This window comes from Nocardia fusca NBRC 14340, from assembly GCF_001618425.1.
Taxonomy (GTDB): domain Bacteria; phylum Actinomycetota; class Actinomycetes; order Mycobacteriales; family Mycobacteriaceae; genus Nocardia; species Nocardia fusca.
In genome coordinates, this window is the sequence record NZ_BDCU01000071.1 from 35,756 (window position 1) to 53,957 (window position 18,202).

The following is an 18,202-nucleotide window of genomic DNA, read 5'->3' on the forward strand; positions in this document are numbered from 1 at the left end:
AACTCCTGCTCTGAGCGTTCAGCCGAGACGATCGATGAAGTCGAGAAGCTGATCGTCGTCCGCGGTTTCGAGGCCGGTGTGGTTCTCCACGACTTCGCCGGCGGCCTTTCTCTCGAGTTCGCGCCACAGCGCGAGAACCTTCTCCGCGATATCCGAACGCTGCTCGGGTGTCAGATCCGACTCCGCACACTCGCGGGTCAGCGACCCGATCTCGGCCGTTATCCGCGCCGCGGGATCTTCGTCGGGAGCGATCTCTCGCCGCAGGTACGCAGCGAGAGCTTTCGGCGTCGGATAGTCGAACATCGCTGTCGCGGGCAACTGCACACCGACAGCGGATTTCAGTCGGTTGCGGAACTCCATGACGCCGATCGAATCGAATCCGATATCGGTGAACGGCCGATCCGCGCGGACCGCGCCGGCCACCGCATGTCCGAGCACAGCCGCGGCCTGCACCCGGATCACGTCCAGAATCATGCCTTCCTGCACGTCGACCGATCGGCCGGCCAATTGCCCTGCGAGGCCGGAGGCCTGACCCTTCTCCGCGGCGACTCGCCGACGCACCGGCCCGGTCAGGCCGCGCATTATCGCGCGCAGACCGGAGCCCTGCGCCTCGGCCAGGGTCGCCCAGTCGATCCGTGCAGCCACGAACGTCGGGTCACCGGCCGCCAGTGCCGCGTCGAACAGCGCCGTTCCGTCGGCGTCGCTCAGCGCGAGGATGCCCTCCCGCCGCAACCTGGCGAGGTCGGTCGCACCCAGGGTCCCCGTCATGCCGGTGCTCTGCTCCCATAGTCCCCAGGCCACCGAGGTCGCGGGCAGGCCGTGCACGTGTCGATGCTGGGCCAGCGCGTCGAGGAACACATTCCCGGCCGCGTAGTTCGCCTGCCCGGGGGTACCGATCACGCCCGTCAGCGAGGAGTAGAGCACGAACAGCGACAGATCCAGGTCCTTGGTCGCTTCGTGCAGATTCCACGCCGCGTCCACCTTCGGCCGCAGGACGTCCGTGATCTGCTCCGCGGTCATCGCGGTGAACACACCGTCGGCGAGCACCCCCGCCGTGTGGACGACGCCGGTCAGCGGGTGATCCGGCGGGATCACCGCCAGCATCGCGTCCAGGGCCGCCCGGTCGGCGGCATCACAGGCGACGATGTCGACGTGCGCACCGAGCGCGGTGAGTTCGGCCCGCAATTCGGCCGCCCCGGGCGCGTCCGGGCCGCGGCGACTCGCCAGAACCAGCCGCCGCAGGCCGTACTCGGTGATCAGATGCCGCGCGGCCAGCGCGCCCAGAACCCCGGTGCCGCCGGTGATCAGGACGGTGCCGTCGGGCCGCACCGGTGTGGGCACGGTGAGCACATTCTTGCCGATATGCCGGGCCTGGCCGAGATGCCGGAACACCTCCGGTGCCTGCCGCAGGTCCCAGGCGGTGGTCGGGGAAGGTGCCAGCGATCCGGTATCGAACAGGGCGACCAGCGTCGTCAGGATCTCGTGCAGCCGATCCGGGTCCACGTCCAGCAGCACGAAACTCCGGTAATCCACGCCGGGATGTGCCGCGGCGACCTCGGCCGGATCCCGGCGGTCGAGCACCCCCATCTCGATGAACCGGCCGCCGCGCGGCAGCAATCGCAGCGAGGCGTCCACGAACTCCCCGGCCAACGAGTCCAGCACTATATCCACACCGCGACCGGCGGTTGCCTCGCGGAACTTCCGCTCGAACTCCAGCGTGCGCGAGTCACCGATATCGGAGTCGTCGAACCCCATCTCGCGCAGCGTGCCCCACTTGGGGGTGCCGGCGGTGACCAGCAACCGCAAACCCAGATGTCGTGCGAGCTGGACGGCTGCCATCCCGACACCACCGGTAGCCGCGTGCAGCAGCAGGGTCTGGCCCGGTTGTGCGCCGCCGAGGTCGACCAGCCCGTAGTAGGCGGTCGCGTACACCACCGGCACCGCGGCGGCCTGCGTGAACGACCAGCCGCGCGGCATTCTCGCGAGCAACCTGCGGTCGGCGACGGCCACCGAGTCGACACCCCAGCAGAACCCGAAAACGCGGTCGCCCGGAGCGAATTCGGTGACGTCGGGGGCGACCTCCAGCACGATTCCGGCCGCTTCCCCGCCGATTCGAGCATTCGGAAAGGGATAGGTACCGAGCGCGACGAGCACATCACGGAAGTTGAGACCGACGGCCCGCACAGCCACCCGGACCTGTCCGGCCCGCAGTGGTTCCGCCGCGCGCGGGTCCTCGGCCAGCCCGAAATTGTCCTCGGCGAGTGTGCCCTTCCCCATATCGCGGAATGTCCAGGCCGCACCCTGCCGAAGCGCGGCGGCGCCGGGCAGGCCCGCACCGGCCCGCCGCAACCGCGGTACGTAGGCCGTGCCCCGCCGCATCGCCAGCTCCGGCTCATCGTCCAGTGTCAGAGCCAGTGCCACGCAGCGGCGGTAGTCGGTCCACTCATCGACATCGACGAGGTGTATCCGGTCCGGGTTCTCACTCTGCGCGGTGCGTAGCAAACCCCATACCGCGGCCGTGGCCAGGTCTGCGGGTTCAACGGAGTGCACCGCCATCGCCCGCCGGGTCACGACCACGACACGCTTGTCCGCCGCCAGCAGTCGCTGTACCCGCGCGGCCGACGCGGTCACCGAATCTCGCACCACTGCCGGGAGATCACCATCATCGGGCGCTTCGTCCAGGCGTAACACGGTAGCCACCACCTCCGCGACGGTGACGGTTTCTCCCTCGTCCGCGGATGTCCAGGACGCGTCCGCGGGATTCTCGCTCGCGGGTGTGGCCGGCACGAGCCACTCGACGGTGTAGCCGATGCCGTCGGCGCGGCCGTGCGCCGCGGCGAGGGCGTGGATCGGCATCGGCCGCAGGGTCAATGCCCGTATCTCGGCCACCGGGAGGCCCGCCGGGTCGGCGAGCGTGAGTTCGATCCGGTCGGCACCGGTTACGACCGCGCGCACCCGTAGTGCTGTTGCGCCGGTCGCGTGCAGGGTCACGCCTTCCCATGAGAACGGGACCGCGACCGCGCCTTCCGGTACGGCCGGAGCCAGCCCGCCGAGCAGGATCGCGTGCAGCGCGGCATCCAGCAGCGCTGGATGTATGCCGAACTCCGCGACCTCCGACCGGGCGGCTTCCGGCAGTACGACCTCCGCGAACACCTCGTCGGCGCGCCGCCACAGCGCAGTCAGTCCGCGGAAGAGCGGTCCGTACTCGTAGCCCTGGCCGGCCAGTTCCTCATACCCGTCCGCGACCGATATCGCCGCCGCGCCCGCCGGCGGCCAGTCGGCCGGCACGTCGGTGACCGGCGTCATCGCCGAGTCGCCGGTCACCGACCCGACCGCGTGCCGCACCCACGCTTCCGCGTCATCGTGGCTCGGCCGGGAATACACCGACACTGTCCGCGCGCCCGTCTCCTCCGGGCCGGCCGCGACTACCCGCAGGTCGACCGATCCGGCGGTCGAGATCGGCAGCGGCGCCTCGAGCGCCAACTCCGAGACCCGCGGACACCCCAGCATGGTCCCCGATTGCAGAGCCAGCTCCAGCATGGCAGCACCCGGCAGCAATGCCGTTCCGGCTATCGCGTGGTCGGCCGCCCAGGGCTGATCGGCCGCCGATAGCCGGCCGGTGAACACCACGTCCCGCGAATCGGGCAACTGCACCATCGCGCCGAGCAGCGCGTGCCCGGTCTCCGCCAGACCGGACCGCCGCCCGACCGGTCGCAACCAATAGCGCTGCCGCTGGAACGCATAGGTCGGCAGGTCCACCCGAGCGGCCGCTGGAGCCAACGCCCGGTCCGCCACGTCGATGCCGGCACAGTAGGCACCCGACAGCGCGGTGACGAACTGTTCCGCCCCGCCGTGGTCGCGCTTCAGCGTGCCCAGGACCGCTACCGTACCGGCGAGATCGAGCGCCGCGGCGGTCAGCTCGATCCCCATGGTGAGCACCGGGTGCGGGCTCACCTCGATGAAAGCATTCACGCCCGCACGCTGGAGCGCTTCGATCGACTCCGCGAACCGCACCTGCTCGCGGAGGCCGCGATACCAGTACCCGGCATCCAACGTCGCCGTGTCGGCGTACTCGGCGGACACGGTCGAGAAGAACGGCACCGAACCCGATACCGGTGCGACGGAGGCCAGTTCCGTCAGCACTCGCGCCCGGATCGACTCCACGGCCGCGGAGTGCGAGGCGTAGTCCACCGGAATCCGCTTCGCCCACACCCCCTCGGCCGCACACCCGTCCAGGAACTCGGTGACCGCCGACGCCTCTCCCGACACCACGAGCTGTCCCGGCCCGTTCACCGCCGCGACGGACAGCCGCGCCCCGAACCGCGCCAACCGCTCCTCGACCGCCTCGGCCGAAGCGTTCACCGAAACCATTCCGCCGGCGCCCGCCAATTCCTCGGCGACGATCAGAGATCGACGGGCCACCACCCGTGCACCATCGGCCAGTGAGAGTCCGCCCGCGACCACAGCCGCCGCGATCTCGCCCTGCGAGTGTCCCACCACAACGGCAGGTTCCACCCCGCTCGCCCGCCACGCCCGCGCCAGTGAAACCATCACCGCGAACAACGCCGGCTGGACCACATCCACCCGCTCCAGTGACGCCGCGCCCGGGTCACCACGGAGCACCGCCGTCAGAGACCAGTCCACAAACGGCGCCAACGCCGATTCGCATTCCGCGATCGCCTCGGCGAAAATGCCACCTGCGGCCAATAACTCGGCGGCCATACCCGACCACTGGCTCCCCTGGCCGGGGAACACGAACGCCACGCGGCGTCCCGCCACCGAACGCCGCCCCGACACGACATACTCCGAACCGGAGACAGGCTGCTCCACAGACTCCGCCAGCCCGGCCAAACCGGCCAACAGACCGGCCCGCTCCCGGCCCACCACCGCAGCACGCCACTCCAACCGCGAACGATGGCGCAGCAACGTGGACGCCACCTCCGCGGCCTTCGCTTCCGGATGCGTATCCAGCCAGTTCTCGAGCCGAACCGCCTGCCCCCGCAACCCGTCCGGACTATCCGCCGAGAGCGTCCAGGCCAGCACGGCCCCGCCCCGATCATCCGCATCCCCGGCGACCAGCGTGGACCCGGTCGTCGTCGAGGGGGTCGCGGGTGGGGCCTCCTCCAGGATCACGTGCGCATTCGTGCCGCTGATACCGAATGACGACACACCCGCCCGCCGGACCCTGTCGCGAGCAGGCCAGGGCTCCGCCTCGGTCAATACCCGCACCGACCCTGCCGACCAATCCACGTGCGGCGACAACTCGTCCGCGTGCAACGTCTTCGGCAGTACCTCGTGCCGGAGTGCCTGCACCATCTTGATCACGCCGCCGACTCCGGCCGCCGCCTGCGAATGCCCGATATTCGACTTCAGCGACCCGATCCGCAGCGGCGCCGCCCGGTCCTGCCCATAAGTGACCAGTAACGCCTGCGCCTCGATCGGATCACCCAGCGCCGTGCCGGTGCCGTGCGCCTCCACCGCGTCCACATCCGCCGGCCGCAGCCCGGCGTCCGCCAATGCCGCCGCGATCACCCGCTCCTGCGACGGACCGTTCGGCGCCGTCAAACCATTGCTCGCACCGTCCTGATTCACCGCCGTCCCGCGCACCACCGCCAAGACATCGTGACCCAGCCGGCGTGCATCCGACAGCCGCTCCACCACCAGTACAGCCGCACCCTCGGCCCAGGCCACGCCATCAGCGGACGCCGAGAACGACTTGCACCGACCGTCCCGGGCGAGCCCGCGTTGGCGGGAGAAGTCCACGAACACGGTCGGCGTCGCCATCACCGTCGCACCACCGACCAACGCCAGCGAACTCTCCCCCTGACGCAACGCCCGGCAGGCGACGTGCAGGGCGACCAGCGACGACGAACACGCGGTGTCCATTGTCAGCGCCGGGCCCTCCAGGCCCAGTGCGTACGCCACCCGGCCCGATACGACACTTCCCAGCGCCCCGGTCAGGGCGTACCCCTCGACTTCGGGCCCGCTCCGGCGTGTCACCGTCTCGTAGTCCTGATACATCACACCCGTGTAGACACCGGTGTCACTGCCCCGCAGCGCGGCCGGATCGATGCCGGCGTGCTCCAACGCCTCCCAGGACACTTCGAGCAGCAACCGCTGCTGCGGATCCATAGCCGCGGCCTCGCGCGGGCCGATCCCGAAGAATTCGGCATCGAAATCGGCGGCGCGAGTGAGGAATCCACCCTCACGGACATAGGAGGTCCCCGAGTGCGCGGGATCCGGATCGAACAACCCCGCCAGGTCCCAACCACGGTCGGCCGGGAACTCGCTGATCGCGTCGGTTCCCGTAGCAACCAGATCCCACAGCGCCTCCGGTGAGGCCACTCCGCCGGGATACCGGCAGGCCATACCCACGATCGCGATGGGTTCATCGGTCCGTGTGCGGCGCACGACCTTCCCGGCCTCCTCCGCCGGCGCCGGCGCGAGTTTCGCCAGCACCAGTTTCGCCACCGCCGCCGGTGTCGGATGGTCGAACACCAGTGTCGAGGGCAGCGGCACACCGGTCGCCTTGCTCAACCGGTTCCGCAACTCCACCCCGCCCAGCGAATCGAAACCCATATCGCTGAAGGGCTTCTCCACCTCGACCAGATCGCGTCCGGAATGACCCAGCACGGCGGCCACCTGCTCACGCACCACCTCGAGCACCACGGAGTCGCGGTGGGCCTCCGGTGTCCCGGCCAGCCGGGCACCCAGCGAGCTCACCGCCGCCACCCGCTTCGCGGGCGTGGAGCGCGGCGCGAATCCACGCAGTACAGCGGGAAGCGCGTCGATCGCCGGTGCACGACGCAGTGCGTCCGCGTCGAACCGAATCGCGGCCGGGCGCGCATCCGGCCCGGCGACGGCCGCATCGAACAGGCGTACACCCTCCGCAGTGCCGAGTTGGCCCAGACCCAACCGCTCCCACCGGGCGAGGGCCACTCGGTCCAGGTCGCCGGTCATGCCGCTGCCCTGATTCCACGGCCCCCACGCGACCGAGGTGGCCGGCAACCCCGCCGCCCGCCGTCGTTGCGCCAGCGCATCCAGGGCGCTGTTCGCTGCGGCGTAATTCGCTTGCCCGGCCGATCCGATCACCCCGGCGATCGACGAGAACAGGACGAATGCCGACAAGTCGTGGTGCCGGGTCAACTCGTCCAGATGCCACGCCCCGTCGACCTTCGGCGCGAATACTCGATCCACCTGCGCACCGGTCAGGGTCTCGACAGTGCCGTCGTCGAGTACGCCCGCCGCGTGCACGACAGCGCTCGAGCCGCCGCGGGCTTCGATGGTGTCCACCAGGTTTCGCACCGCGGCACGGTCGGCGATATCGCAGGCCACGACCTGGACGTCGGCGCCGGCCTGGGTCAACTCGGCGACCAGCTCAGCAGCCCCGGGCGCCCGGAGCCCGCGCCGGGAGGTCAGCACCAGACTGCGGACATCGTGTTCGACAACCAGGTGCCGGGCGAACAGAGCACCCAAGCCACCCGTACCGCCGGTGATCAACACGGACTTGTTCCCGAAGGACGGCATACCGGGGTCCCCGGACGCGGATGCGCGCACCAGCCGGGGCACCAGCAGTTCGCGGCCGCGTACCGCGACCTGCGGTTCGTCCGATCCCAGCACCATCGCGACGCGCTCGGCGTCCAGCGGATCTGCGCGCTCCTCGTCGACCAGAACGAAACGACCGGGACTCTCGGACTGCGCGCTGCGGACCAGCCCGATTACCGCGGCCGCAGCCGGGTCAGGGGTCTCGCCGGGCAGCCCCGCACCGCCCGATGTGATCAGCGCCAGTCGAGTATCGGCACTGTGCGCACCGGCAAGCCACGATTTCAGCATCGCCAATGCGGCGTGCACAGCTTCCCGCACACCTTCCGGACCGTCCGCGTCCGGCTCGGCCGCCCGCCACACCACGACATCCGGGGTATCTTCGGCTGCCACGACATCGGCGATCGAGGCGAAGCTCAGGTCGATCCCGGCCACCGTGGTGCCCGCGAGCGTGGCGACAGTCGGGACGGACCCGTCGCCCACGCCACCCATGGCCCGCTCCCACCGCACCTGGAACAGCTGTGCCGCGTCGACCGGCGATCCGGCTGCCGCACCGAGCGAACCGATGGCGACGGGACGCAGGGTCACGCCGGCGACCTCGACTACCGGCTCACCCTGAGGATCACTGATTCTCAGGGTGATTCGCTGGTCATGCCCCTCGCCCGGTGCCGGTGTCAACCGCACCCGGACCGACGCGGACCCGACCGCGTGCAGGTCGACGTTCTCCCACGAATAAGGCACCAGGATCTCCCCTGGCCCGGGCGGCTCGGTCATACCGCCGAGCAGGATCGCGTGCAGTGCCGCGTCGAGCAATGCCGGGTGCACTCCGAACTGCACCGCCGACGATTCCCGCTGAACGGCCGGACTGAGCTCCGCGAAGATCTCCTCGCCACGCCGCCACAGTGCTGTCAGCCTGCGGAAAGTGGGCCCGTAGTCGTAGCCGCGCTCGCCCAATTCTCGGTAGCCACTGCCTATATCGACCGGCTCCGCGCCCGAAGGCGGCCACTCGCCCGTCGACTCGTATCGCCCCGGAGACGCCGGTGACGGTACGGCCAGGGCTCCCGTCGCATGGCGAATCCACTTCCCGTGTTCCGCCGCAGCCTCGCGCTGCCGACGCGAATACACCGACACCGCTCGGGATCCCGCCGCGTCGGGCTCGTCCACCATGACACGCAGTTCGACGGCTCCCTCCGCCGGGAGGATCAAGGGCGCGATCACCACCAGCTCGGCCAGTCGGGGACAGTCGACCATCGCCCCGGCTCGCAGCGCCATCTCCACGAACGCCGTACCCGGTACCAGTACCGCGCCACCGATGACGTGATCGGCCAGCCACCGGTGGCTCGACAGCGACAGCAGGCCGGTCGCCACCACCCCCTCGGATTCCGGCAGCCACACCGCGGCACCGAGTAGCGGATGCTCCACCTCGGCGAGACCCGTATGCCGGACATCACCTGTCGCCGTGGCGGTCAACCAATACCGTTGATGCTGGAACGCATACGTCGGCAACTCCACTCGCCCGGCCGGTCGGTCCGCGAAAAGATCGGTCCAGTTCACCTCGATACCCGCGATATGAGCCTCGGCCAGCGCCGACACGAACCGGGCCGACTCCGCCGCGGAACGCCGCGCGGCCGCAATCACCGCTGAGCCGGCCTCGATGTCCGGGGTCTCGGCAAGACATTGCCGGACCATGACCGCCAGTGCGGCGTCCGGCCCGACCTCCACGAATCGTCGTGCGCCCGCCGCGACGAGAGCATCCACGCCCGCGGCGAACCGGACCCGATCGCGCACCTGCCGCACCCAGTACTCCGGGTCGGTCAGATCGTGTCCGGCGAGTTCGCCGGACACGGTCGACACGATCGCGATATTAGGTGCGCGGTAGTCGATCGCCTCGGCCACCGACCGGAACTCGGCCAGCATCACGTCCATATGCGCCGAATGGAACGCATGGCCGACCCGCAGGCGATTGGTCACGAGACCCTCGCTCGCCAGGCGTTGCTCGAGCTCGCCGATGACATCGGCGTCACCGGACAGCACCGTCGAGCCCGGGCCGTTCACCGCCGCGATCGACACCCGACCGGGGAAATCGGCGAGGACGCGGGCCGCTCGTTCTTCGCCGCACGCCACCGCCAGCATCGCACCGTCCCCGGGCACCCCGCCCATCAGCCGTCCCCGGGCAGCCACCAGGGCGCACGCGTCCGGCAGCGACCATACGCCCGCCACATACGCAGCGGCCAGCTCGCCGATGGAGTGCCCGATCAGCAGATCTGCGGTGACACCGAACGAATCGAGTAATCGACACAAGGCCACCTCGAATGCGAACAACGCGGGCTGGGTGAATTCGGTCCGATCGAGCAACCCGTCGACATCGTCGAACATCAGCCCTCGCAACGACAGCGCGGAGTACCGTGGCCGGTCGGACGAGGGGTGGGCCCGACCCAACTGGGTATCGAATTCCGCACACACCTCGTCCAGTGCGCTCGCGAAGACCGGAAACGCACGGTACAGGTCCGCGCCCATCGCGGAGCGCTGGGCGCCCTGACCGGTGAACAGGAATGCGGTCTTTCCGGCCACCATCCGGCCCTCGACGGCACCGGCTGATTCGGACCCGCCGGCGAGCTCCGCCAAGCCCGCCAGCAGCTCCGCTCGATCGGTGCCCACGACCGCGCCGCGCCGCGCGAAGTGTGCCCGCGTTCCGATCAGAGCGCCGGCGGCACCGCGTATATCGAGTTCCGGCCGGTCGGCTATCCACTGCCGCAGGCGCTCCGCCTGGGCGCGTAGGGCGTTGTCCGTCTTCGCCGAGAGGAGCAGGGGAACCGCATCGGTCGCCGCCGCGGGCCGACCGGTGCCGCCGGTGCCCTCGAACGCGACGGCGGCCGGTGCCTCTTCGAGGATCACATGCGCATTGGTTCCGCTGATCCCGAACGACGAGACGCCCGCCCGCCGCGCCCGGTCGGCGGCGGGCCACGGCTCGGGCTCGGTGAGCAACCGCACCGAGCCCGCCGACCAGTCCACATGTGGTGTCGGAGCGTCCACGTGCAGTGTTCTGGGCAATATTTCGTGCCGCAGGGCGTACACCATCTTGATCACACCGCCGATACCGGCCGCGGCTACCGCGTGCCCGATGTTCGACTTCACCGATCCGATGCGCAACGGCTGGCCCCGATCGGTTCCGTAAGCGGCGATCAGCGCCTGCGCCTCGATCGGATCGCCCAGGGTGGTGCCGGTACCGTGCGCCTCGACAGCATCGATATCTGCGGGCTCCAGCCCGCTGTCGGCCAGCGCCGCGGCGATCACCCGCTCCTGGGACGGACCGTTGGGCGCAGTCAGGCCGTTGCTGGCACCGTCCTGGTTGATCGCGCTGCCACGGACCACCGCAAGGACATCGTGGCCGCGCCGACGGGCATCCGACAGACGTTCGAGCACCACGACGCCGACGCCCTCAGCCCAGGTGACACCGTCCGCGGCGGCGGCAAATGCCTTGGAGCGTCCGTCCGGTGCCAATCCGCGCTGGCGGGCGAAGTCGACGAACAGATCCGGGCTCGCCGACACACTCACCCCACCCGCGAGTACCAGCGACGTCTCGCCCCGGTGCAACGCCTGGCAGGCGAGATGGAGCGCGACGAGCGACGAAGAGCACGCGGTGTCGACCGTGACGGCGGGACCTTCCAGGCCGAGAACGTAAGCGACTCGGCCGGATATCACACTGTGTGAAGTTCCGGTCAGCCGATAGCCCTCGTACCCTCCGGTCACCCCGCGTACGTAACCGGAGGAGCAGGCACCGACGTAAACGCCGGTGTCGGTGCCGCGCAGCACCGTGGGGTCGATGCCCGCGTGCTCCAGGGCTTCCCAGGACACCTCCAGCATCAGTCGCTGCTGCGGATCCATCGCAGCCGCCTCCCGCGGGCCGATACCGAAGAATTCCGCATCGAATACGTCTGCCTCGGTGAGGAATCCGCCCTCCCGGGTATAAACGGTGCCCGGCTTGTCCGGGTCGGGATCGACCAACCGCTCCAGATCCCAGCCGCGGTCGGACGGGAACGGCGAGATCACGTCCCGGCCCGCCGCCACGAGTTCCCACAAGTCCTCGGCCGAGGCGACACCGCCGGGAAACCGGCAGCCGATGCCGACGATGGCGATCGGCTCCGCGGTGTGGGTGCGACGAGTCACCCGCCGCGCACCGAGGTCCACGCCTTCCAGCCGCGCGCGCACCAACCCGGCCACCGCGGCCGGTGTGGGGTGGTCGAATATCAGTGTCGCCGGCAACGCCACGCCGGTCGCCGCCACCAGCCGGTTCCGCAGCTGTTGACCGCTCAGCGAATCGAACCCGGAGGCAGTGAACGGAAGTTCGGCATGCACGGCATCCGGCGAATCGTGGCCGAGTATCGCCGCTGCCTGTTCGGCAACGACAGCGAGCACCAGCGCGTCGCGGTCACGCTCGGGGGCAGCAAACAACCGCGGGGCCAGCGGACCCGCCACGACAGCGTTGCCGCGGGTTGTGCGGACGGTGTGCTCCAGGCCGGACCGAGTGGCCGTGGGTGCCCGGCGCATCTCGGCCGATGCTGTGCCCGGCCCGGTTGCTCCGACCGTCGGCACCCAGCACCGACGCCGTTGGAACGCGTAGGTCGGCAGGTCCACCCGCGCGGCGCTCGGCGCCAACATCTCCGGCGCCACCGCGAGCCCCGCGCAATGGGCACGTGCCAGCGCGGCAGTGACGTGTTCCGGACCACCCTGGTCGCGTCGCAGGGTACCGAAAACGGCTACTCGGCCTGATCTACCGAGTGCGTCGGCCGTCGCCTCGATCGCGCTGGACAGCGCGGGGTGCGGGCTGGTCTCGATGAAGGCGTTCATCCCGGCGCGCAGCAAGGCCTCGACCGCATCGGCGAACCGCACCGGTTGACGAAGGCCTCGATACCAGTACGCGGCATCGAGGTCCGCCGTGTCGATGAAGTCGGCGGCAACCGTCGAGAAAAACGGCACTGTACCGGATTTCGGCTTTATGGGCGCCCACCCCGCCAGCAGGCGATCCCGGATTCGCTCGACCGCCGGTGAATGCGACGCGTAATCGATCGGGACGTTTCTCGCCCACACCCCATCCGCGGCACACCCGGCGAGGAACTCGGCCAGCGCGTCCGAGTCGCCTGTCACCACCGTCTGCCCGGGCCCGTTCACCGCCCCGATCGACAACCGGTCACCGTATTCCGTCAGGCGATCGGCCACCGCATCCGCCGCCGATCCGACGGCTGCCATACCCCCTGATCCCGCCAGCTCCTCGGTGAGGGCTCGCGAGCGCACCGCCACGACTCGGGCACCGTCGGCCACAGACAATCCGCCGGCTACCACTGCCGCCGCGATCTCCCCCTGAGAATGGCCGATCACCGCGGCCGGCTCCACCCCGCAGGCCCGCCACAGCTGCGCCAACGCCACCGATACCGCGAACAGAACCGGCTGGACAACATCCTCACGCTCCAGCGACGCGGCCCCGTCGGTCCCCCGCAACACCCCGGTCAACGACCAATCCACGTACGGCGCCAATGCCGCCTCGCACTCCGAGATCGTGGCCGCGAACGCCCCACCGGACGCCAGCAGCTGCGCACCCATCCCCACCCATTGACTGCCATGGCCCGGAAACACGAAGACCGCCCGCCGGGGCGCGGCGCGACCGGTCACCGTGCGGTGATCATCCGCGATCGCATCGGCCAACGCCGCCAGCCCGGCCTCCATCGCCTCGATATCGTCCCCGACAACCGCGCCCCGCCACTCCAACGGCGTCCGCGAACGCAGCAGCGAATGAGCCACCGCACCGGCATCGACCCGCGGATGCTCGACCAGCCACTCCCGCAACCGGTCGGCCTGCGCCCGCAGCGCCGCCGGGCTCTGTCCCGACAGCACCCAGGCCACCGGTCGCGGGTCGTCCGACGAAGTGTTCGTTTCGTCCACCACGTGCGCGGGAGCTTCCTCCAGAATCACGTGTGCGTTCGTACCGCCCATACCGAACGACGAGACCCCAGCACGACACAGTGCGGTAGCCGACCAGGGCTCGGTCGCGGTCTGCACCCGCAAACCCAGCGTCTCCAGTGGGATCCGCGGATTCGGCGTGTGAAAGTTCAGGCTGGGCACGTACTCCCGATGCCGCAGGCTCAAGGCGGTCTTGATAAGACCCGCGATTCCCGCGGCGCCTTCCAGATGTCCGATATTCGTCTTGACAGACCCGACGACCAGCGCCGCCGCACCGGTACGTCCCACGCCGTAGGTTTCGCCGAGAGCCGCCGCCTCCACCGGATCGCCCGCGGGGGTGCCGGTGCCGTGCAGCTCCACATACTGCACCGATTCCGGTGCCACCGCCGCAGCAGCCAGCGCGTCCCGAACAACCGCGGCCTGCGCCGACACACTGGGCGCGCTCAGAACCTGTCGCTCGTTGCCGTTGTTGACCGCGCTGCCCCGGATCACCGCGTAGATGCGATCGCCCGCGGCGGCAGCCAGCGCAAGTGGTTTCAGCACGACCATGCCGCCGCCCTCACCGCGGACCGTGCCGTCCGCGCATTCGTCGAAGGTGTGGCATTTCCCGGTCGGCGAATGCGCGCCGAACTGTTCGTAACGCGCGCCGCCCAACGGGGAGAGAATGAGATTCGATCCGCCCGCCAGCGCCACCTCGCATTCCCCGGTGCGCAGCGATTCACAGGCCAGATGCACCGCGACCAGCGAGGAGGATTGCCCGCTGTCGATCACCAGACTCGGACCGGTGAACCCGAAGTGATTGGAGATCCGGTTGGCAGCGACTCCCCGGCCGACCGCCCCCAGCGAATGCCTGCCGATACCAGGTTTGCCCTGTGCGGCCGATATTTCGGCGAAATCTGTTCCCGTGATTCCCAGGAACACTCCCGCCCGCGCACCACGCAGGTCCCGGTAGCCCGCGTCTTCCAATGCCTCCCAGCTCAGCTCCAGGCCGAGCAGCTGATGCGGATCGATCGACCGCGCCTCATTGGGCGGTACCCCGAAGAAGTCGGCATCGAATTCCGAGGCCGAATCGAGGAATCCGGCCCGCTCATCGATTTCCGGACGGTCGGCGGGAGCGGTGCCGATGGCATCGCGGCCATCGCGCAGCAGCCGCCAGAACTTCTCGAGGTCGGCGGCGCCCGGCATCCGGCACGACATTCCGACAATGGCGACTACATGCCCGGGTTCGACCACGGAAATCCTCAAATCTCGAGTGAGAGCTGTACAGCGATATGCGGAAGAAGTCCGTCACCAGGTCGGTCATCGCGAGCATGCGGTCGGACGAATCGCCGGTGCTTGTGTCCACGTTCCTATCCAGCCTTCAGGGTCGCCGAAGAAGCCCGGCGGCGCGCACAGAGCCGCCGAGTCCAGAGAAGAGTGCCGAATCGAGTCCGGGGCGAGGTCCCGGATGCCCGGAACGGTGGGTGTGGTTGCCGGCCACTTCGCCGACTCGTTGTACCGGTCGATGAGTGGACAGGTCCTGCGCCACTGTTCGACCCGCACCCGACCACCGGCAGTGGCGATCGCGCCGAGCCGCCGAACCGTCGGCGGCTGACTGCCGTCCAGTTGTGCAGCAGCATCGACAGCTTCGGCACCCACTCGGAGTGTGGCCGTGCCCGGTGGTGGCCCTGGACACGCGGTGCGAAGCCGACGTGACGCCACACGAGATGTTCAACGGCTCAGGACATAACTCTCATCAACTTTCCTGGTCAGCGTGAGCCGAGTTTAACCAGCGAATAGCGGGCCGAGATAGGTGCCGAGTGGACATATTCGCCGAAGGTCCCCGTGCAGATTGCACAAATGGGATCTGGTGGCGCCCGCAGGCGGCCCCGAGTTCCTGTCCCGACCTGCCCTCTTCTCCAGCGCCTCGGCCGGCACGCCCCCGGGATTCATTCCTGCAGCCGAACCCCGACCACGGGCACGGCGGTATCTTCCAGTTCCACGACGAGTTCATGCCCGCCGTCGCAAGTTCCTCGCCCGCTGATAGGCACCCCACAAACCTCGACCGGCTCGGTCGTGACTGCCCGGGCGAACACCGCGTCCTGACCTACACCGACCGCCCAGCGTTTGTATCGCACCCAGACCGAGAGCGCCGCCACGGGCTGACTACACCGTCTCGATGCCGCTGTTCTCAGCCGCACCTGTCGGGGTCGGCGCCGCCGTCACGGGACTGTGGATTTATCGGCTCCTCTCCGCTCGTCGAGGCTTGACACAGAGAGGAGCCTTCAGCGAGATGGTCCCGGCCCTGGAAGCCGGGACCGAGGCCGCATCCACGAGGTGGAACATCGGCAGGCTGCCAGGTCGAGTAAACCGTGCAGCCGGGGTCGGTTGCGGTTTCGCCGACGCGCCCGCGATCGGGTCACAGGAATTCGGCGAGCACCTGGTTGAACCGTTCGGGCTCCTCGGAGAACGGGGCGTGACCACTGTCCGCGAAGCGCGTAACGGTTGCGTCGGGCAGTTGCGCGGCGATCCACTCGTCGAGCGGGCCGGGGAAGATCTTGCTCTGGGCGCCGTACACCAGCAGGGCCGGCACCGTGACCTCCGGCAGGACCGCCCGGAGATCGGCGAAGGCCATGTCATACCAGATGGCACAGGCGGCAGCGGTGGACATCTTCATCGTTTCCGCGTAGATCACGTCGATCACATCCTCGGGCGGTGTCTGCGCGAAACACGCGGCGATGAACGGCTTGATCACCAGCGGGCGGGCATGCCGGACGGCTTGGACGAACAGCGCCAGGTCATTGTCCGAATAGCCGCCCTGCAACGGGAATTCCCAGTCCGGACCGTCCAGGAAACGCGGCGACTGGTCGATGAACACCACCGAGCGCAGGTTCGCGCAACCGAACTGCTGCACATACGCGAGCGCGACGGCGACCCCCATCGACCATCCGGCCAGCGAGACCTGCTCCAGCCCCAGGTGTGTGATCAGGCCCTGCACGTCCCGGGCGTACTGGGCGAGCGTATGCCCGTCCTCGGTTTTGCCCGAGGAACCGTGCCCGCGCAGATCGACCGTGATCACCCGGTGCTGCTCGGCCAGGGCGGGCACATTCTGCGCCCAGAAGGTGGAGTTCATGGTCCAGCCGTGGATGAGCACGACGGGTCGGCCGGAGCCGTGGTCCTCGTAGTACAGCGGCACTCCGTCGGGCAGTTCCAGGTACGGCATCGATACCTCCGGTTCGTGGGGTGGGCTCCTACGATGACCGGACCCCGACCTCCGGGCCAGCCCCGGCCGCACGGTTGCAGCAACGCTGCAACGCCGTTCCGGAAGTTTGTCTACCTTCCCGCTCCGTGCTATTCCTCGTGGGACGCCCCGGCAACGCGATCACCGCCGGGCGCGGATCGCACTATCCCGAGGCAGGCGCATGGTGGGGACAGGAAAGAGTCGGACGGTGCGCCCGGACGTGCGGGCTTCGTGGGACCGGGCCCGGCATCACGGTCTGCATCCGGACCGACATCTACCCGAAGTGCGGCTCAGCACCGACGAACTCAGATCCGGGCCGCGCGACCGGCGGCTGGCCGCGGCATGGCCGGTGTTGTTCGCGAGCCTGGAGGCGGTGGCCACCGAACCGGGCCATGTCCTGTTCGGCGGCGACGCGGAGGGGCATCTGCTCTGGGTGCACGGTGACCCCACGGCCCGCCGGACCGCCGAACGCGCCAATCTCGTACCAGGTGCGCGCTGGCACGAAGCCGAGGCGGGCACCAACGGAGTAGGTACCGCGCTGGCGCTCGGCCGGGCGTTCCAGGTACGCGGACCCGAGCATTACCTCTCGGTCGCCGCCGATTTCACCTGTACGGCCGCGCCGATTCGCGATCCGCGCAGCGGCGCGGTGATCGGTGTCGTCGATGTGACCTGCCGGACGACCAGTACGAACACATTGGCCCTGCCGCTGGTGACCGCCGCCGCGCGGCTGGCCGAGGCCCATCTGCGCGAGCTGGCCGGACGCCGCGACGCCGAACTGCGGACCCGCTATCTCGATCGAGTACTACAGCGGTCGGGTGATCTCGGGGCGCTGATATCGCCGGACGGCCATGTCCTCTACGCCGCTCCCCCGGGCTGGCTGCCGTCGGTGTGGCCCGGACCGGTCCGGGACGGTGAGACGGTGCTGCCCGGTGGTCGCCGGGTCGCGGTGGAACGGCTGGCGCCGGACGGACCGTACGCGGTCCACGCACTGTCCGAGGACGCCACCGAGCAGGTGCCGCGGGTGGTCGCGCTGGGCCGCAACCGGGTCGCGCTGTGGATGGACGGCGCAGTACACGAACTCAGTCCGCGGCACAGCGAGTTGCTGGTGTTGCTGCTGGCGCACCCGGCGGGTTCGACCGCGGCGGACCTCGCCGAGGGTCTGTACGACGACAACAGCAAGACGGTGACCGTACGCGCCGAACTCGCGCGCCTGCGCCGAATTCTCGGCTATCGCCTGTCCTCCGATCCCTACCGGCTGGACCCGCGGATCTACTGCGATCTACTTGCAGCGGTACACGACAACGGTTCCGCCGAACCGTCCCGAGGCGGCACCGAAATGCTCCTGGGCTCCACCGCACCCGGTATCCAGCGGCTACGGCAGCGGATCCAGCGCCGGGCCCCGGCCCCCGACAGGACGGCACCAACGAACTGAGCAGCTCGAACTGAGTTGCCGAGCGGGGCGAATGCATCGACCCCGGCGCTCCG

The 18,202-nt window shown here is 69.4% G+C and carries 3 protein-coding genes; 1 reads left to right on the plus strand and 2 read right to left on the minus strand.

All coding sequences use genetic code 11. From position 1 onward, the window contains the following. Positions 1-18: 18 nt before the first annotated feature. Positions 19-14,730 (minus strand): type I polyketide synthase, encoded by a 14,712-nt coding sequence (locus tag NF4_RS35335; protein WP_198165598.1) that lies wholly within the window; start codon positions 14,728-14,730, stop codon positions 19-21. 1,165 nt (positions 14,731-15,895) lie between these two features. Beyond that, positions 15,896-16,699: an alpha/beta fold hydrolase gene (locus NF4_RS35345; RefSeq protein WP_063131743.1), complete on the minus strand. Its 804-nt coding sequence runs from the start codon at positions 16,697-16,699 to the stop codon at positions 15,896-15,898. Positions 16,700-16,898: 199 nt separating this feature from the next. Here NF4_RS35345 and NF4_RS35350 point away from each other — a divergent pair, with 199 nt between their 5' ends. Beyond that, on the plus strand, positions 16,899-18,149 hold the full coding sequence (locus tag NF4_RS35350; RefSeq protein WP_157120776.1) for a helix-turn-helix domain-containing protein: 1,251 nt from the start codon (positions 16,899-16,901) through the stop codon (positions 18,147-18,149). The last annotated feature ends 53 nt before the right edge of the window (positions 18,150-18,202 follow it).